This is a genomic window from Bradyrhizobium sp. 160, from assembly GCF_023073735.1.
GTDB lineage: Bacteria > Pseudomonadota > Alphaproteobacteria > Rhizobiales > Xanthobacteraceae > Bradyrhizobium.
Genome location: NZ_JADPKD010000067.1, coordinates 146,986 through 164,709, shown reverse-complemented (window position 1 = coordinate 164,709; position 17,724 = coordinate 146,986). Strand labels below are relative to the sequence as shown.

At 61.9% G+C, this 17,724-nt stretch carries 16 protein-coding genes and 4 pseudogenes; 7 read left to right on the top strand and 13 right to left on the bottom strand.

The features are described from left to right. Positions 1-24: 24 nt before the first annotated feature. Positions 25-1,194, bottom strand: a complete 1,170-nt coding sequence (locus IVA98_RS28240) for an extracellular catalytic domain type 1 short-chain-length polyhydroxyalkanoate depolymerase (RefSeq protein WP_247336046.1) — start codon at positions 1,192-1,194, stop codon at positions 25-27. A gap of 3 nt (positions 1,195-1,197) precedes the next feature. Then, positions 1,198-1,637, bottom strand: a pseudogene (locus tag IVA98_RS28235) (ribbon-helix-helix domain-containing protein). A gap of 204 nt (positions 1,638-1,841) precedes the next feature. Between IVA98_RS28235 and IVA98_RS28230 the strand changes: the two are divergent. Continuing rightward, a pseudogene (locus IVA98_RS28230) lies at positions 1,842-2,614 on the top strand (SDR family NAD(P)-dependent oxidoreductase). An 89-nt stretch (positions 2,615-2,703) separates the two neighbouring features. Next, positions 2,704-2,877: a hypothetical protein gene (locus tag IVA98_RS28225; RefSeq protein ID WP_247336042.1), complete on the top strand. Its 174-nt coding sequence runs from the start codon at positions 2,704-2,706 to the stop codon at positions 2,875-2,877. Here IVA98_RS28225 and IVA98_RS28220 read toward each other — a convergent pair. From IVA98_RS28220 to IVA98_RS28210, 3 genes and pseudogenes are all read right to left on the bottom strand, one after another. After that, complete coding sequence (locus tag IVA98_RS28220) at positions 2,874-3,143, bottom strand: hypothetical protein (protein ID WP_247355961.1); 270 nt, start codon at positions 3,141-3,143, stop codon at positions 2,874-2,876. The two genes, IVA98_RS28225 and IVA98_RS28220, sit on opposite strands and share 4 nt — an antisense overlap. A 125-nt stretch (positions 3,144-3,268) precedes the next feature. Continuing rightward, positions 3,269-3,994 (bottom strand): annotated as a pseudogene (locus IVA98_RS28215) (SOS response-associated peptidase). A 418-nt stretch (positions 3,995-4,412) separates the two neighbouring features. Continuing rightward, positions 4,413-4,610 (bottom strand): hypothetical protein, encoded by a 198-nt coding sequence (locus IVA98_RS28210; RefSeq protein ID WP_247336038.1) that lies wholly within the window; start codon positions 4,608-4,610, stop codon positions 4,413-4,415. Positions 4,611-5,018: 408 nt separating this feature from the next. Between IVA98_RS28210 and IVA98_RS37350 the strand changes: the two genes are divergently transcribed. Next, positions 5,019-6,017 carry a YihY/virulence factor BrkB family protein gene (locus IVA98_RS37350; protein WP_247355959.1) on the top strand — a complete coding sequence of 333 codons (999 nt, stop codon included), beginning with the start codon at positions 5,019-5,021 and terminating at the stop codon, positions 6,015-6,017. Between the two features lie 379 nt (positions 6,018-6,396). On the opposite strand, the gene IVA98_RS28200 is transcribed toward IVA98_RS37350, so the two are convergent. Beyond that, positions 6,397-6,576 carry a hypothetical protein gene (locus tag IVA98_RS28200; RefSeq protein WP_247336620.1) on the bottom strand — a complete coding sequence of 60 codons (180 nt, stop codon included), beginning with the start codon at positions 6,574-6,576 and terminating at the stop codon, positions 6,397-6,399. A 168-nt stretch (positions 6,577-6,744) separates the two neighbouring features. On the opposite strand from IVA98_RS28200, the gene IVA98_RS28195 reads away from it, so the two are divergent. From IVA98_RS28195 to IVA98_RS28180, 4 genes are all read left to right on the top strand, one after another. Beyond that, positions 6,745-6,897, top strand: a complete 153-nt coding sequence (locus tag IVA98_RS28195) for a hypothetical protein (RefSeq protein WP_247336623.1) — start codon at positions 6,745-6,747, stop codon at positions 6,895-6,897. 157 nt (positions 6,898-7,054) lie between these two features. After that, positions 7,055-7,936 carry a glycosyltransferase family 4 protein gene (locus tag IVA98_RS28190; RefSeq protein WP_247336626.1) on the top strand — a complete coding sequence of 294 codons (882 nt, stop codon included), beginning with the start codon at positions 7,055-7,057 and terminating at the stop codon, positions 7,934-7,936. 12 nt (positions 7,937-7,948) lie between these two features. Beyond that, positions 7,949-8,392: a low affinity iron permease family protein gene (locus tag IVA98_RS28185; RefSeq protein WP_247336630.1), complete on the top strand. Its 444-nt coding sequence runs from the start codon at positions 7,949-7,951 to the stop codon at positions 8,390-8,392. A gap of 118 nt (positions 8,393-8,510) precedes the next feature. Beyond that, on the top strand, positions 8,511-8,807 hold the full coding sequence (locus IVA98_RS28180) for a hypothetical protein (protein ID WP_247355958.1): 297 nt from the start codon (positions 8,511-8,513) through the stop codon (positions 8,805-8,807). Positions 8,808-8,840: 33 nt separating this feature from the next. On the opposite strand, the gene IVA98_RS28175 is transcribed toward IVA98_RS28180, so the two are convergent. From IVA98_RS28175 to IVA98_RS28145, 7 genes and pseudogenes are all read right to left on the bottom strand, one after another. After that, positions 8,841-9,206, bottom strand: a complete 366-nt coding sequence (locus tag IVA98_RS28175; RefSeq protein ID WP_247355956.1) for a response regulator transcription factor — start codon at positions 9,204-9,206, stop codon at positions 8,841-8,843. 720 nt (positions 9,207-9,926) lie between these two features. Further along, positions 9,927-10,241 (bottom strand): nucleoside/nucleotide kinase family protein, encoded by a 315-nt coding sequence (locus tag IVA98_RS28170; RefSeq protein WP_247355948.1) that lies wholly within the window; start codon positions 10,239-10,241, stop codon positions 9,927-9,929. A 507-nt stretch (positions 10,242-10,748) separates the two neighbouring features. Continuing rightward, entirely contained in the window at positions 10,749-11,213 is a 465-nt protein-coding gene (locus IVA98_RS28165; protein ID WP_247334572.1) for an L-2-amino-thiazoline-4-carboxylic acid hydrolase, read from the bottom strand. A gap of 282 nt (positions 11,214-11,495) precedes the next feature. Next, positions 11,496-13,274: an adenylate/guanylate cyclase domain-containing protein gene (locus IVA98_RS28160; RefSeq protein WP_247334574.1), complete on the bottom strand. Its 1,779-nt coding sequence runs from the start codon at positions 13,272-13,274 to the stop codon at positions 11,496-11,498. A 297-nt stretch (positions 13,275-13,571) separates the two neighbouring features. Further along, on the bottom strand, positions 13,572-13,982 hold the full coding sequence (locus IVA98_RS28155; protein WP_247355947.1) for a GFA family protein: 411 nt from the start codon (positions 13,980-13,982) through the stop codon (positions 13,572-13,574). A 231-nt stretch (positions 13,983-14,213) separates the two neighbouring features. Further along, positions 14,214-15,768 (bottom strand): annotated as a pseudogene (locus IVA98_RS28150) (ISL3 family transposase). Between the two features lie 167 nt (positions 15,769-15,935). Continuing rightward, entirely contained in the window at positions 15,936-17,120 is a 1,185-nt protein-coding gene (locus IVA98_RS28145) for a sensor histidine kinase (RefSeq protein ID WP_247334576.1), read from the bottom strand. Between the last annotated feature and the right edge of the window lie 604 nt (positions 17,121-17,724).

Sequence of the window (17,724 nt, the reverse complement as noted above, 5' to 3'; positions counted from 1 at the left end):
ATCACCGGATGAAAACGCCCACCTCTAACTCCGACCCTGTGGGAGCGAATGCTCAAGGAAGAAACGCAGCATTTCCCTCGTTGCATCCGGTCCGTCCGGATCGGTGTAGGAGCCGGCGGGGCTGCCTCCCGACCATGCGTGTCCGGCTCCATGGATTTCCCAGTGCTCGAGGATTCCGCGTCCGCCGGCATCGATATGGACTGTGCGGGTGTAGGCATGCCCTCCCGGTACCCGTCCGCGATGAACCTTCACCGTCGTGCTCGTCGCGGCGATGGACTGCCGGACAATTCGACCGCCGTTTTTCGAATGCACCGTGGTGTCGCGGTCGCCGTGGAAGACGATCGTCGGAATGGACGGTCCGTCGCCCGGCATTGCCTCGGACCCGCCGCCTTGCTTCATCGCGATCAGCGCGGAGGGCAGGTCCGTGGCGGCCCCGCAGGCTAGTCCGGAGTGTATGCCGATCGCTGCGTACAGATCGCGGTACGTCGATCCCATCACGGCTGCGGCCGCGGCCCCGGCCGACAGTCCGGCGACATAGACGCGTTGCGGGTCGATCGCATGGTCGCGCATGATCTGGCGGGTGATGCCCGCGATGAGCGAGGGTTCGCCGCCGCCGCGTTGCTGGTCGGCCGGACGAAACCAATTCCAGCATTTCGCCTGGTTCGCTTCGGCCCGCTGCGCGGGATAGGCCACGAAGCAGGTGTGCTCTTCGGCGATGAAGTTCATCCGCGTGCCGGCGGCGAAGTCCTCCGGCGACTGCGTACAGCCGTGCAGCATGATCACCAGCGGAAGGGCCTGTCCATGATAGCCGCTGGGGATGAAGAGCCGGTAGGCGCGGCTTCCCGCGGCGTTACCGTAGCTGCCTTCGACGAACTTGGCGCCGTCCGGCACGATGTCTCCCAGGCACGGCGGGGCGTGCCTCAGCGATCCTCCGAGGCCGAGCCCCGGGAGGTTCTTGGTGAAATCCACCGGGGGACGAACCGTGCGACGCGGACCGCTCGTCTCCGCGGCATGTGCCTTGGCGTCGATGGTCGGCGGCTCTCTTTTTGTCGCGGTGGAGCGGTGTGGGGTGGGGGCAGTGACGTCCGGTGCGTTCTCACCCCGAAGCATGCGTTGGAGCAGCGCGGTGGCCTCGACGAGATGGCCTGAGTGCGTGAGGCGTGTGGCTTCGCGAACGATGTCCAATTTCAGCATGGCCTACCTCATTCTGTCGGCGAGAGCGGATTTGACGGCGGGACTGGCGTGCAGAGCTCCCAGTACGCAGACCGAGGCAATCGTGGCGCGAGCGAGTTCGGGGGTGACGTCTTGGGCGATGCTGGCGAGGCCCAAAACATTGATGTGCAGCATCTCGCCCGCCCGCCGCGCCGCCTCGAGATCATCGCGGCTGTAATTCCGCAAGCCGAGGTCCAGGCTCTTTCGGGCCGCGGACTGCTTGACTACGTCGGCGTGACGTTCGAGCTGGTTGCGGATTGCGGTTCGGATGAAATCGGTGCGGTTGGAGTAGAATCCTTCCTGCACCATCAAATCGACCTGACCCAAATCGACGAAACAAGGTTGATCGTGATTTTTTCGGTGTCAGATGGCTTTGGTCGTATTTCGTGGACGTGCTGGTCATGGATCTTCCATCCGATTACCATCTCTATGGATGGTATATGGATGGAAAGGCCGGCGCTTCAAGGCCTGCGTTGCGCGTCTGAGGCACCGAAGCGCAACGGGTCGGCATGGGTCTCGTGCTGGTCACCGCGTTCCGCCCAGCGTGTCCGCGAACCAGTTCCCGAGCGACCTCGGCTGGCCTGTCACGCTGACCGGTTGAGTTGTGACTTAGGGTGGGAGGAGGATAAATGGCGTGTGTCTTCATCACCGGCAGCACCACGGGCTCGGTCGCGCAGCGGCCCAGTCGCTTCTTGACGACGGTCATCAAGTGGTGCTGCACGCTCGATCGGCAGATCGCGCTGCGCCCGTCGGCGATCTCGCGTCGCGGGCCGTCGGGATCGTCATTGGCGATCTCCGCAGCGCCGCCGAGACCAGGCGCATCGCGGATCAGGTCAACGCTATCCGACGAATGGATGCGATCATCCACAACGCTGGCGTCTACACCGAGCGCAGTCGCGGCGCTACGCCCGAAAGCCATGCCTTCACGCTGGCGGTGAACACCCTGGCCCCGTACATGCTGACGGCGCTGATTCAGCGTCCCGGTCGGCTGGTCTACCTCAGCAGCGGCCTGCATCGCGGTGGACAGGGCTCGCTGGACGATCTCGACTGGACGAAGCGCACTTGGGATCCGCGAAAGGCCTATGCGGAAAGCAAGCTGCAGGTCGTCGCGTTGGCCTTCGCGCTTGCGCGACGGTGGCCTCAGGTCTTGAGCAATGTGGTCGATCCCGGTTGGGTGCGCACGAAGATGGGCGGCCCCGGCGCGCCGGTGGACCACGAGACGGGCCAACGGACCCAGAGCTGGCTGGCCGTGAGCGACGAGCCTGCCGCGAAGGTCAGCGGCCGCTACCGGCATCACCTGCGGCAGGAGCAGCCGGCCAGCGAGGCCGCCGATCCCGATTTTCAGGAGCAGCTCATCGAAAAATTGGCCGAGCTGACGGGCGTGGCGCTTCCTGAGGCTTAGGACCATGGCCCAGCGTTCTTGGCCAGCCCCGGATTCCTACGGCCGCATCGATTCGTGATGTTTACGATCTGCGATTATATTTCTGCCCCATGGACATCGAGTACGACCCTGAGCGCGAAGCGTTTGCAGCGATGAAGCTTGTCGCCGAAGCCAATGGAGCCGAACGGCAGAGATGGATCAGCGCTGCGGTGGCGTGGATCGAACTCGCTCGCCTGCGGGCGCCGATCGGTCGCGAGCGGCTGAGGAGGGAAGAGGCGGTCTAGGCGGCCTCGGAGGGGCACTCCGGGCAGGTGTCGCCGATCGAGTCCAGGACATCGCGAACATCGGTGATGGCTTCCTCCGGCGAGGTGCCCGGCGGCGGGTCACGGCGGGCGATGTCGAACGCGCGCTCGCGGGCATGCGGGTCGGCGCGGTCCTGCATCCAGCCGTGCTCCTCGCACTCCCGTATGGCGCCGGCTTCCTGCAGCACTGAGACGGCCCAGCCGCGCAGCGTCCGGATCGCCGGTCGCCTTTCCCTCGTCATCAGCATCGAAACCGCTCCTGCCGGACGAATCCTTCCATCCCCTGTCCGTTCCGGGCGGTTAGCACAGGGCTGGGATTCGAAATCGAGGTAGCTGGCGCTTGTCCACCTGTTCCTTCGATTATGGAAAGTGCCTACGCGGCCAGCGCAGGGTCTTCCTTCTCGCCGGTGGCAACGATCTTCAGAGCGCCGTCCGGCAGGGGCCGCTGCAGCGCCTTGGCCTCATCCCACGGGGCACGCAGCCAGGTGTCGTACTCCTCCGCATCGTCAGGATCACGGGCATCGCCTTCGGATGCACGCGCCTCACCTCGGCGTTCGGCTCCGTCGTGAGGTCCGCGTAGATATCGGCTGCGACCTCGCCCTCGTTGGCCTTCCTTACGGACGTCCAATTGGTCCAGAGCCTTCCAAACGCGAGCAGCGGCCGGCCCTCATCGGGGGGAACCAGACCGGGACCTTCTTGCCGTCGATGGCGTCGTACTCGCTGAACGAGGTGAAGGGCACCAGGCAGCGGTGCTCCGGACCAAGCCAGCGCTTCCAATGCGCGCTGTTCACGTTGCGGATGTTGGTGGCGCCAGAATCCGGCTCCATCCGGAGCAGTGCCTTGAAGTCGACGGTCTTACCTTTGGCTCCGAGCTTCTGCGCGCGCTTCTTCGTCGCGTCCATCAGCGCTGCTGCGAGGACGGCATGCCCCATCGCGCCATCGCGATCTCGCGTCCGTCGGCCGCGTTGCGTACGATTGGCGCGGGATAGTCCGGAAAGATGCCCGGCATCGACGGCAAGTTGCCAACGCGGCTGTTGAGGGCGCCGAACAGGCGACGGATAGCGTCGACATTTTTCATCATGGAGTACAGATTGCACATTACTTTCTCTTCGTCAGTCCTGCTCTCTCGGATCGGCCCGCCCGAGAAGGCGATCAGGGCGAGGCCTTCGTCCTCGATATCGCGGATTTTCCGCGCCGGAACGAAATCAAGCAATACCGGCCGTCGTCCCGCTGCAGCACGACGGCGTCGAGTTCTATCGGTTCGGACGCAACAACCGCCGACGCGACGTAGCTGATCGACCGAACCGCCGGATCCAGCGACGACTGGACCAGTGCGTCTCGAAGCGCCTGATGTCGCGCAGAGACGGCCGTCGTGGCCTTAGCCGAAACGAACAGGTCAGGCCCCATGGCGGCCGGATTTCTTTTAACGAGACACTCGAAACCAAAGGCAGGGCAGGGCGGCACGTCGCATCGATGTGATTCGAGTGGTCGTGGGCATAGGTCATGGCTGCCCTCCCTCAGATTTCGATGACGTAGTGCGGATCGAACCGCGGATTGTCCCAGGTGGCCTGCCAGTGATTCGGGCCGTAGCCCTTTGCATTGCTGACCACCCGCGTGTCGCCGATCAGACCGTCAAAAGACTCGTGCGTGTGGCCGTAGACCCAGAGGTCTGCGGGCCGCAGCGGGCCGTGGCCTTCGTCGGGGGCGGGGACCATGAGATGCGTGAGGTCGCTGCGGTAGGCCGCATCCAGGAGGTCCGGCGGGGGTGTCGCGCGCCATGGAAAACTGCCCCCTCAGCGTCACGAGGAATTGCCCCCTCCTCAGATAGCTGGGGAGAGAGTGAATGAAGCAGGAACGAATCACTGAAGGCTCGTCGTGGATTGATCCACGGGGGCAGGTGATGAAGACGCCGGATGACGTGGCGGAGATGTTGCGCCTGAGGGCGTGCGGGTGGGGTCTGAAGCGGATTGCGCGACAGCTGGGCTGCAGCCATCACACGGTGAAGGGCTACGTGGTGGCGGGCGGGGTGAAGGCGTTCAAGTCGCCTGAGCGGCCGAAGCGTCTCGACGGCCTTGAGGGTTGGCTGCGCGAGAGGCTCATTTCGGCATCGCGGCAATGCCGACGTGGTGCGCCAGGACCTGTTGGCCGAGAAAGGCGTAACAGTCAGCCGGCGGACGCTGCAACGCGCCGTGCAGCCCTATCGCCAGGCGCTGAAGGCGGAGGCTCTGGCGACGACGCGGTTCGAGACGCCGCCGGGCCGACAGCTGCAGATCGACTTTGGGGAGTGCCTGGTCGAGATCATTACCGTCCATGCGCGGCCGCAGGAACCTGGCATCTTGGTCGTCCTTGTAGACCGTGGAGCAGACTTGGCGGTCCGGACGGCGATGTGGTGGACGGTGGCGAAAGAGGCGGCGACCAACTGGTCGAGCCACAAGGATGCCCGCCAGGGCGCGGCCCTCGCATACTACTCGGTGTTCTCCTTGGGCCCCATCATCGTGATCGCGATCGCAGTCGCAGGCCTCTTCTTCGGCCACGAGGCGGTCACCTCCCAGGTCACTTCCTCCTTGAAGGGCATGGTCGGAGACCGGCGCGAAGGCAATCGAGTCGATGCTGGCGGGAGCCAGCCGCCCCGCGGAGGGCGCTCTGGCGACGATCCTCGGCATCGGCGCCCTGCTGTTCGCCGCGATCGGCGTCGTCGTGCAGCTCAAGGATGCGCTCAACGTCGTCTGGGAGGTGGAGGAATCGGAGGAGGGCGGGATCTGGCATTTCGCCCGCAGCTCGTGCTGTCGTTCGCCGCCGTCCTCGCGCTGGGCTTTCTTCTGCTCGTCTCGCTGCTGGTGACCGCGGCACTGGCCGCGACGGGCAAGTTCGTCGCCCCGTACATGCCGGAGGGCGTTCTCCATGTCGTCAGCCTGGTGGTCTCGTTCGCCGCGGTGACGGTGCTCTTCGCGATGATGTTCAAGTGGCTGCCAGACGTCTCGGTCGGCTGGCGCGATGTCTGGCTGGGCGCGCTCCTGACCGCGTTGTTCTTCGAAGTGGGAAAGGCTGCGATCGGCTTCTACATCGGCAAGCAAGGACTGGAGTCGACCTATGGTGCGGCCGCCTCGATCTCGTCGTGCTGATCTGGGTCTACTACACCTCGCAGATCATACTCATGGGGGCGGAGATCACGCAGGCCCATGCCAAGCACGGAGGTTCGCTCAAGCAGTGAGGTGAGGTCATAATCCAGACCACGGGCATGGAGCCAACGGGCACGACGCCTATCCTCAAAAACAATGAGTACACCGCCTAACGCCTCGGCGCCGGGTTTCGCGATGGCGCGGACATCAATCGTTAGTTGGGACGCGGCAGGTCCATGAAGACCTCCAGCGTGTGGCCGCAGATCGCACAGCAAAGGCGTCGGCATCGGGCGGACCTGGCGGCTGCTCGCTCCGTTCGTAGAGTGCGCCGCACTGGCAAATGACGTGAGTGGCTGACACGCGGGACCTTCGCCGCAGGCAGCTAACGCTGCCCAGAACGCGGCAAGGATTGAGATTGATGCCCCGCAGCCGATTCATCGGCCTTGGATTTCAGGTCGGCCGCCTTTTCGACCAAGGCCGCCGAAACTTCCGGACTTCTCGTTGCCTTGGCAAACTTCAGGAGCGTCGTCGCCTGACGCGTCAAATATTGCCTGTCGACCAACTATGGAACCCCACGGCTACCGCCCAGCGCCGCGGATTCATGCCCGAAGGCGGGATTTGTTCACGAAATGTATAAAAGTGGACTCATAGCTGATCCGCTCTCGACGGCGCCGAGGTCGCTGAAACCGCCGACCTCCGCGGAGGTTGTATCAGGCAAGAGGGTCGACCGATGCGCAATGCCATCGACATCGATCGGAGGCACAGCCTGACAATCGTCCGGGAAATCGGCGAGCGGCTGCGTTCGATCATCAAGGAAGAGCCGGAATTGCCGATCGCCCTGCGCCGGCAATTGGAGCGGCTCCGGAAATCCGAAGCCTCCTGACTGGCCGTCGGGCGCGCGAAAGCCCGGGCGGTCATGAACCGCCGGGCGAACGCAATTACAGCTTAAGTAGGCAATGTAGGCATCTTGGCCGGCGCTGCCGCAGCGGTCTATCCGGGACAATACCGTAGGCCTCGGGGGCCCGCGCGTCGACCCGAACATGACCTGCACGCTCCTGATCGAAGCGGTCTCGCGTCGCGCCCGCGAGTTCGACGTTATTCATGCAGATATCGACTGGCTGCACATGCCCGCACTCAGCCGGGCCGGAACCCCGTTCCTCACCACCCTGCACGGGCGTCTCGACCTGCCTGGCATCGGCGAGGTGGTTCGGCAGTTTCGCGAGGCGTGCTTCGTCTCCATTTCCGACAAACAGCGCGCTCCGCTCAAGGACGCGAACTGGCGCGGGACGGTGCATCACGGCTTGCCGGCCGGCCTGTATCGGCCGTCCTACGCTCCCGGGTCGTACCTCGCCTTCCTCGGGCGGCTCACGCCGGACAAGGGGCCCGAGGACGCCATGCGGATCGCGCGGGCGGCCGGCATGCCGCTGCGGATCGCGGCGAAGGTGCCTCGCGGAGAAACCGCCTACTTCACGAAGCACATCCAGCCGGAGATCGACGGCGCTCGGGTCGAGCTCGTCGGCGAGGTGGACGAACGCGGCAAGCAGCCGTTTCTGTCGGCCGCTGCGGCACTGCTGTTTCCGATCAAATGGCCCGAGCCGTTCGGCCTGGTGATGATCGAGGCGAGGGCATGTGGGACGCCCGTGATCGCCTATCGGGTACCCGAGGTCGTCGACGAAGGAGTGACCGGCTTCATCGTCGAGAACGAAGCGGAGGCGGGCCGCGCGGTGAAAGAGCTGGCACGGATCGACCGGCGCGAGGTCCGGGCGCGGTTCGAAGAGCGCTTCACCTCGGACGGGAGCCTACGAGACCTACTGTCGGCGGCCTCTCGCCGCCAGGCCCCGTCTCCGAACACCTCGGCACGCCCGCGTCTCCGCTCGTGCCGTGAGCGGCGGCTGTTCAGGCGTTTGGCAATGATTCGATAGAAGGAGGACTGCATGCGCCATCAGCAAAGCGAGCAGCACCCGCGGCGGTGGTTCGCGTCCATCGCAAACAAGGCCTCGCAGGCAGCTGGCCGGGCATCGACCTTCATCCTGGCCTGCGCAGTAGTTGTGATTTGGGCGATCACTGGACCGCTTTTCCACTTCTCGGACACTTGGCAGCTCGTCATCAACACAGGCACGACCATCGTGACCTTTCTGATGGTCTTCCTGATCCAGAACTCGCAGAACCGGGACAGCGCCGCGATCCAGGTCAAGCTGGATGAGCTCATCCGAACTGGAAGTGTCCAGAATTCATTTGTCGGCATCGAGCATCTCTCCGCCGACGAATTGGAGGAGCTGCGTGCCCGCTGCGAGGCGCGCGCCAAGGCGGTCGCAGCAGAGAGAAGAGGCTCAAGCAGGCGGCATCCATCCAGATCCCAGGGCGATGCCGAGGGCTGACACAGCGCAAGAAAGAACGGCCTCGCCGCCATTGGCAGGAACGCGCGAGCCCATGCGACGTTCGAGGTGAAGGCAGCGGCAACCCGCGTTCCGAATTCTTTTAAGAGGAGGATTCACCATGAGGTCCATTGCGAGCGCGCTGGTCTTTGCTCTGGCGCTTTCCGCTCCCGTCGCACTTGCCCAGACCACGAAGCCGGACGTCTCCGGCGCTCCGAGCGCGCAGAACTCGGGTGCCAGCATCGCCGGTCAGCCGGGTAACAAGAGTGGTCCAGCCGTCAAGCCGGGAGAGACCGTCGGCGCCAGCTCGAGCTCGAACCAGCAGAATCCGACCGTCCAGCAGCAGGACACTTCCAACATCAAAGGTCTGCCGGGAAACAAGAGCGGGCCGCCGGCCAAGGAGCCCGATCGCAAGTGATGCGGAAGCCCGGCCGTTGATCCGGGAATGCTCCTAGTTCGGCGGCATCCCTTTCTGTCCGCCGAGCTCCCTCACAATGCGGACGACCTCGTCGGGATGGAACGGCTTCTTCACGATGCGGCTGCCCGGCACGGGCCGAGGTGCAGCGGGCGAGTAGCCCGTGGCGTAGACCACCGGGAGCTCCGGATCGCTTTCGCGGCAGCGCTCCGCGATCTGCCAGCCGTCGATGTTTCCGGGCAGCCTGACGTCGGTGACCAGCACGTCGGCGACGTGGCGCTTGCACCAGTCCAGCGCCTCTTCCCCAGTGCTCGCGTGGATCACGTGGTAGCCCGCATCGCGGAGCGCTTCGACCACGAATTCACGGATCAGGGGGTCGTCCTCGACGAGAAGTACGCTCACTGGCCGCTCACTTGGGATGACGCTCGCAACGCATGTCGAACGGCTCAACTGCGTCGCCGTTCCCGAAGTGAGCGAGACCGGAGGGGTTCAAACGGTCAAAAAGTCTCAAAACCTGCCACAGGGAGTGCCTCTTTCGAGCAATCGTCATTCTCGGTTGGCGGTCGTAACATCTGGCGGCCTCCGAGCCCATCTTCAGCCCCGGTGTCCCGGTACGCAGGCGGCCCCGCCATGTGTAAGGGATTGGTGGGGCCGGTGCCGGGCGAGCGCCCGCATGGGCCTGCGTGCTTCCGAATTAGAACGCCTGTGGTCAAATACCAGGCTGGCAAGTTCGTCGTCGCACCAACTCGTTTGTAGGTGCCGAGATCCGGGCCCGAACGAACGCCAGGAAATCGAACGGCTGCTGGCGAGATCGAAACCGCGCTCAGCCTCCTCGTTCCAGGAGACGCCGCCACCTCAACAGAGGAATGATCCAGCTCCGCGCTCATAGCGAGCTGAGGTCATCCGGTACCTCGCCGAACTTCCGGATCAGCCTGGCGTCGCTGAAGTCGCCGCTGGACGGGTCGCCGGTTCGCGAGAAGGCGAGGGCGCCGGCATGGCCCGGCTTGCAGGACAGGGCTTCCGCCCGCATGACCGCGGTGTTGGCGCTCAGGCACTCAGCCGCTCGCCGGCGGCGATGCCCTCGTCGGAGAAACGAAGGGCAGAGCGACGAAATACGTCACCTCACTCATCTGCTGCACCCTTGGGTTCGCGCGCCCCTGGAAGCCGCCCCAAGGTGGCCTTCGCTTCCGGTTGGCAGTTCCGAAGATAGAGCCGCTGTCCCTCAACGAAGCGTCGGTTCGATGGAGCCGCAGGGTCAGGCGACGAGCCATCGCGCGAGGCGCACCGCGAAGCGGACACCGAAAAGTCCGTTCGGAGGAAGACTGAAGCATCCCAATAGGTGAGCAGTTCGGGCCGATGCAGAAAGATGCCGTCTATCAGCAAAATGGATGACGGCAGTGCCTCCAGATCGATGGCAGGTACGATGTCGTCGGTCACATGATCGAAGAAGGCTCGACGATATATCCGAGAACTCCCGGGGCCTAGCGGGTCCAGCAGATATTGCTTCAACGCCGAGTAATCGTAGGAGTCCTCGAAAAAGCCTTCCGGAAAGTGTCGCCCACGCCTATGTCTGACCGCCTTGGGGTTATGAAAACCGTCTACGGATGCTCGAATGACAGGCCGCCCCTTAGACGCCGAGGTTTCCGAGTTCATCAGCGAATGTGGTCTTTCCTGCCCCGTCGATGCCGTCGATGGCGACCGGGCAGTCCGATCGGCGCGGTCAGAAGTAGGCGATCAGCCAAGTCGGATAGAAATTTCTTTCTTTTATCCATCTGGATCGAATGCGCCGAGCGGGAGTCATCTAAACCTACAATGAAGCTGATCACTTCTGCAATTGGCCCGTCTGCGAAGTTGCGCCGGGTTTGACAGAGGTCCGCTCATCACAGCAGAGCGGTCCAGATTTGCTCGACGTGAGTTGTTCGCACTTTGACCCGAATGCGACAATCAGTCTTTCTGTCGCCTGTAGCGAAAATCGCAGTGGCTCGCGCCCTGCATGATGGTCTGTGTGCGGGTGAGCTTTATGTCGGGGCCAAAACCCTCGGCGAACGGGAAGTCCGAGCTGCAGACCAGCAAGAATCCAAGCTCAGGCTCACCCAACTCCTTGTAGAACTGTGCGTACCGGCATCCAGTGACATCGATCTCATAGGTATCTTGCGATTGCGCGCGAACGTTGTATTCAACGGCGTCGCCTTCGGCGAACGAGGCAAACGCCAACGCCGTGTTCTCTCCCACGTGCGTGGATTCTTTCGCGCGCCACCACTGTTCGCCGAGGCGGCGATAAACGTCGCCTAGAGCCTTGCGGACAAGTGCGTTCGCGCGTTCCTTGCCCAATTCCGCCTGAAGGGCCTGGACGAGAGGAACTAAGACCTGAGCCTGTATTTTGACCTGTTCTATGACGGGGATGCCCATACGTCGCCTCCTCTAGCGTGCCGGTTGTGCCCGGACCGCCCTGGCTCCGAGTCGAACTTATCAAGGACGGGCACGATGTTGAGCTTTCACCATCAAGAAGGGGCAGCTCCTGGCCCATTAGCGAAGTCAACTCGTCGAGCACTGAGGTCGGCTCATGGTGGCCGAGCGGACGGGATTTGCTCAACCGGAGTTCTTCGCAGTTTGACCTATAAGAGACGTGGTGCCATCACCTCGTCGGCCGGCTTGGCGAACTTTTCGGCTCGCCATGTTTAGGAGGAACAATCAACCCGTCAAACCCGCCTTCCTCAAACCCTCAAGAAAGTGTTCGCGGTCCGAAGGATTCCGGTATCTATCGGCCCGCGACAGCGCAAGATCGAGATGGGACCGCGGCAGCACTTCGCCCCGCGCACTCAATTCGCGCTCCCATTCGCCGATAAACGCATCTAGTTCGGACCGGGCTTCGTCGCGCCGTTCGATCTGCGCATAGCAGGCGGCCAAGAGCCCATGCGACCAGCGGTCGAGGGACCGCATCTCCCTAAGCGCTCCAATCGCTTGCGTATATTCGCGTGCGGAATAGAGAGCAAGCGCGTGGTACCAATGGTAGAGATTGGGCGGTAGTGGGTTGAGACGCTTGGCTGTGTCGATCCACGTTAGCGCCTCTCGCCACCTTCCCCAGTAGACGAGAATATTGGCGAAGACGGCGGCGACATCCGCGTCGTTAGGATTGAAGGCGAGCGCGCGCTTGAGGTGGATTTCAGCCTCGTCATCCCTCTTGAGCAGGAACAGCAACTGTCCGAAGACACCATGAGACCAGGCATCGCTGTCGTCGATGTCAAGCGCTATCTGGACATGTCGCAGCGCCTCGTCCAACGAGGATGCATCCTCCGCCTCCAGAAACACGTTGCAGACATGGGTCCAGGCCACGTTCGCATGGGCGCGCGCATAATATGGGTCGAGCGCGACAGCGCTGCGGAAATGATCCAGCGCCTCCGCCAGGTCTTTCCGCGTCAGCCGCCGCCACCGCTCGTTTCCGAGCAAGACCAGATCGTATGCCGTGATGTTCGAAGTTTGCTTGCGCTTGGCGAGATCGCGGTCGGCGTTCTCGAGCCGGCCCGGCAAGGTCGCGACAACGGTTCGGGTGATCTCATCCTGGACGATGAAGATATCCTCAAGCTTGCGGTCATAGCGCTCGCCCCAGAGGTGTTTGCCACTCGCTGCATCAAGGAGCTGGACGGTCACTCGTATCTGTTTCTCGGCTTTGCGAACACTGCCTTCAACCACATATCGAACACCGAGCCGGCGGCCGACTTCAATGACGTCGACTTTCTTGCCGCGCAGCGAGAACGATGAGTTGCGGGCGACCACGAACAACGATCGGAACCGCGACAACTCGGTAATGATGTCTTCGGTAATCCCATCGGAAAAATAGTCCTGCGCGGGATCACCGCTCATGTTCTGGAATGGAAGTACGGCGATGGACGACTTCTCTGGAGGCGGCAATGCCGATAGTGATCTTGCTGCCGCACCGACGCGCTGCACTCGGTACACTCTCACAGGACGTGCGATATTCTTTAGCTGTTGCTCGCCTATATCCTCGAACATCATATCTAACTTGTCGCACACCTGCTGATACGCGGCGTGGGAGATGTAGATGCCACCCGGCTCTGCAATGCCTTCGAGACGGGCGGCGATATTGACGCCATCACCAAGGATATCGTCGCCATCGATCAGCACGTCGCCAAGGTTGATACCAATTCGGAATAGCATCCGCCGATCCTGCGGAACGTCAACGTTCCGTTCCGCCATGACATTCTGAACCGCGACGGCGCACTCGACCGCGGCCACAATGGAAGGAAACTCCACGAGGAGACCGTCCCCCATGCTCTTGACGATGCGACCTCCATGGCTCGCCACGATGGGATCGATTGCCTGCCGATGTTCACGGAGCACCCGCGCGGTGCCGGACTCGTCGGCGCCCATCAGCCGGCTGTAACCGGCGATGTCGGCGGTCAGGATGGCGGCTAATCGGCGCTCGATGCGACCCTGCTCAGGATTGGCCATGGCGGTCCCTCTGCGGGCATTCTACACCAAACCGTAGCTGCGGTGTACGGCTCGCCGGCCTATCGTCTGCTCGGCGACCTAGCTTGATCAGGTGTCGTGGCCTCACCCGCTGGACCTAGTGCGGGTCATGGAAGTCAGCTTTTGGCCCGTCTGCGAAGTTGCGCCGGGTTTGACGAAGGTCCGCTCATCACAGCAGAACGGTCCAGATGTGCTCAACGTGAGTTGTTCGCACTTTGACCCGATGCAGCCGAATCGGCGTGTCGGACCGAGCGTCCGCTTCTGAAGGAAGGCCGGCCGTCACGATTTCTGCCGCCCGCTTTCTTGGAAATGCTCGACTGCCTCATCAACATGGACCCAGTGATGCTTCGACCGCTCGAATATCGAAAGGGTGGGACCCGGAAAGCCAGGGTCGCCGAGCGCGCCAACTGCGACGCCGATTAGAGATGGCAAGACGTCGGGCCTCCAATAGACCGTCGAGCCGCATGTAGGACAAAAATAGCATCGCACCTTACCGCCGCTCTCGCCGACGTGAATGAACTCCGTAGCTGTTCCCGAGATCTCGACGGTGTCAATCGGATGGAAAACGCCGAGGCCGAATGGCGAACCGGTTCGTCGCTGGCAGGCGAGACAGTGACAAGCGACAATCAACTTTGACGTTTCTCGCAACTTCAGTGAAAGAGCGCCGCAAAGGCATTGGGCGTTAGCCATGTGATCGTCTCCCGTCTTTCTCGGTGAGGTTACGTCGGAATGTGGGGGATGAGACGCAGGCTGGGACGGAGGAGCAAAGTCCGCGCGACCGAAGCAAGGGTCGCATGCGTCACGTAACAAAATAGCCTCTTTTGGAAGATCTGTGTTTCGGCATGGAATAAGGACCCCGTTTTCGGGGTGATCGGCATCCAAATCGGGGCTCTGACGCAAATTCGATGACGGCGACGCGGATCATGCTGCACCGAGCAACCGTGCTTCGAGAAGGTCAATTTTCGCGCGCCCATACATTTGCCGTTTGACGAGTTTGAGTTTCGTAATCTGCCCTTCGACTTGGCCGTTTGACCAAGGGTGCGTGATTGCCGCGCGCACAGCAGCGGTGTCCTTGAGGACTCCTGTCGCGAAGGATGAGACGAGGCTTGCTTTTGCGTTCGCGATCCAGGAATCGAGTTTGGCCTCGTCCTTTTTCCGGATCATATCGTGGAACTGGTCGATGAGCGTGCGGGCCTCAAGAAGGGACGGCACACCAGCCTCGATTGCGGCAACGACCGCGGCATCAGCCTTGGTGATGCAATCTCGCTTAATCGTCATAAGACGAGCGATAGATCTGGCGGAGGGCACCCTTTGCAGCTGTTGTTTGCTGACCGCTTCCGACCGACGTCGACGTGATGTCCACTCGCCGACCGAACGCAGGGATCCCCGGAACCCTTGCGCCTGCAAACGACGCCAGAGTTCGGCGCCGTTGCGACAGCCACTGCTCCACAGGCTCTCAAGGAGCAGATAACGTGCGTCGAGCGAACACGCTCGCGTTTGGAACACGTCGGCTCGCCCACCCCGCAACGTCTGGCGAACGAGATTGCGACTATGACCCAGGCGGCGGGCAATTTGCTTGATCGAAACGCCGTCCCTGGCGAGCGCCAGGATTGCCGTAGTCGTATCCTGGCGTCGCAGATAGCTCTCGTATCGTAGTTTTTCCGCCGAAGTGAGCAACTCTGGGGTGATTGTCGTCGAGCCAATGGCGCTCCGGATTGCGCGCATGGACTTGCGCACCGCGTCGAGGAAGGCCGCACTGGCGTTTTCCATCAGGTGCCAACGGTCGGCGACCTGTCGCGTCAGGGAGCGCCTTTGCCGAGGCCTTGCCGTAACCGCCGCCACGGTCGCGCGATACGATCCTGACCTCCTGATGATCAGCGAGCCATACTCGAACTGTAGCGACCTCGCGATCTGGAAGCAGGGTTACAATCCGCCGCCGCTCGAGATCGCAGACAATCGTTCCGTAGTGGCGATTGCGTCGAAAGGCCCAATCGTCGACGCCGACGACGCTCAGAGGATCGGTTCGTCGGGCTGCCCGCCGTCGTATGACCCGAAGCAACGTATCGTGGCTGACCGGCAGCATCAGCCGCCTGGCAAGGCTCGCTGCTGGTCTGCCGCCGAGTGCCAACCCTAAATGGTGAACGATGCATTCCAGCCGTGCCGTCCGGCGCGACCGGGTGGGCAGAACGTTGTCCCCGAATCGTTCAGCGAAAATCCGCCGCCGACAATGAGGTATCTCGCAAACAAACCGTCGCGTAATCACGCGAAGGCGTATTTGTTTGCCGGCACAGGGCAAATCCGCGACTTGCCTGTCGTATCGGCTATGGATTCGTCGCGATCTCGAGCCGCACAAGGGGCACTCGGCCATTTCGACTTCGGATCGGACGGCTAAAATAATCAAGCCAGATGAATCACTTACACTCTCAACAACGAACCCACTCGGCACAAGCGACGAAATTCGAATTCCGGCTCGCATGGCGTTGATTCCCGTTGGAGAACCACAAGCTTATCAAAGAAGTTATCAGACGTGAGTCAGCGCAGGTCGAAATGACATGCCAAAGCGTTGGCAGGATAAATGAGCACACCGCCAGTTCTTGCTGTGTGCGGAAACCATGAAGCCTTTCGGAGCTGCAGCGACAGTCTTCAACCGGACACCGCGACCGAGCTAAGCGGCACATCCAACGAGTAAATGAAGCCGTGCGGTTCATAGGCGAGGCCCACCTGACCGGACAATTGCTGGCCGAGAGACCCCATCATCCGGGTACCGAAGCTTCGCCGCGTTGGCGGCTCGACCGTGGGACCTCCCCGTTCTGTCCAGACAAGGCGAAGTCTCTGCGTCAACTCGTCGATTCCCCATGAAATCTCGACGCGGCCTGAGGACACGGACAGCGCTCCGAATTTAGTCGTGTTGGTGCACAGCTCATTGAACGTCATTGCAAGGGCGATGACAGCAACGGAGGTAATCCTGATATCCGGTCCATTAAAATGAAAGCGTCTGTCTCCGGGACTGTCGTAAGGCTCGGTCGCACTGCTCAGTGTGTGAGTAAGGCTCGCATCAGCCCAACTTACCTGCATCAGCAGATCATGCGCCCGCCCCAGTGCAAGCAGCCTACCCTCCATTGCCTTCTGTCCGTGCTCGATGCTCGGCGCTCCGCGAAAGCTCTGGGATGCGATCGCGCTAACCATCGCGAGTGTATTCTTGACGCGATGATGAAGCTCCCCAAGGATCAGCTTCTGCAGTTTGTCGGCGGCGCTTCGCTGCTCGGCGTCGATCCCAGCTTGGATCATCAGGGTCCGCGCATCTATCTCGGCTTGTTCGAGCAGCAAGCGCAGGCTGTTGTTTTCGGCCGACAGGAATGCTTCCTGTGCCGATTGTGATGAGGGATCAACCTTGGCGGGAAACGCCTCATCCGCCGTCCAGTCGCTTGCGGCCGGAACAATCTTCAGCGCACCTGCGCCGACCATGGCCTGCAACTCGGCTATCATTTGCTCGACACCGAGCGGTTTGCCGAAGAACCGGCTATTGGCTGGCCGTTCCGCCTCTGACGGCTTCACTTGGCCGGAAACCAATATGATCTTTATCGAGGGCCAGCGCTCGTGCACTGCATGAGCGAGTTTTAGGCCGTCGATGCTGCCGGGCATTTGAATATCGGTGAGCAGCAGCGCGATGTCCGAGCGGGATTCGAGAATCGAGATTGCCTCGTCGGCATTGACAGCCTCGACGGGACAGAATCCGGCATCCTCCACGATGTCGACTGCACGCATGCGCAGGATCATCTCGTCTTCCACGATGAGAACGTTCGGCACCTGAGTTGAATCCTTCGACATGGCGACCTCACTTTCTCTGAGGGAGGTGATAGAGCTCCCTGCTTGCGAACGCCGATAGACCGATTGCCCGGCGACCGACGGTCGCCACGGTTCGGCCATTGCTGCGCTTTTCGATAAAGGATAGCGAGCTAATTCGCAGCGCCCGAGCAGTTCTCATCTCAACGCTATGAGGCGTGTTCTGACTCGAACTGATTGGGGCGAATAAGCTGAACGAAGCTCATCGCTCAGGGCAACGGTCAAACAGGGCCTGGCTATCGACGGGCAGTCACAAGCCGAGCTTCTTCGATTTTCGCTCCAGAGCCTGCGTGTCGCAGACAGGAAGTGGCGAATTCCGGCCAGACCTGTGTTGAGCAATTCGAGACAACGGCTCGTCCTTCAAGCCGATCGGCTTTGGCCAGCGCCGTGACTTCCATCCGCTTGCACTTTGGGAGCAAAACCCGGCGAAGCGATCACCAAGGCTCCGAGGAGCATGAAAATTGCCAGTGATGACAATGACTTGATCATTTTTGACTGCTGACTTTTTCGTCTTCAATCCCTCTGCTTTCGGGGATTACTCTGACAACAACCAGAACGAGAATTTGTTCCATGACTTCAACCTTTTATC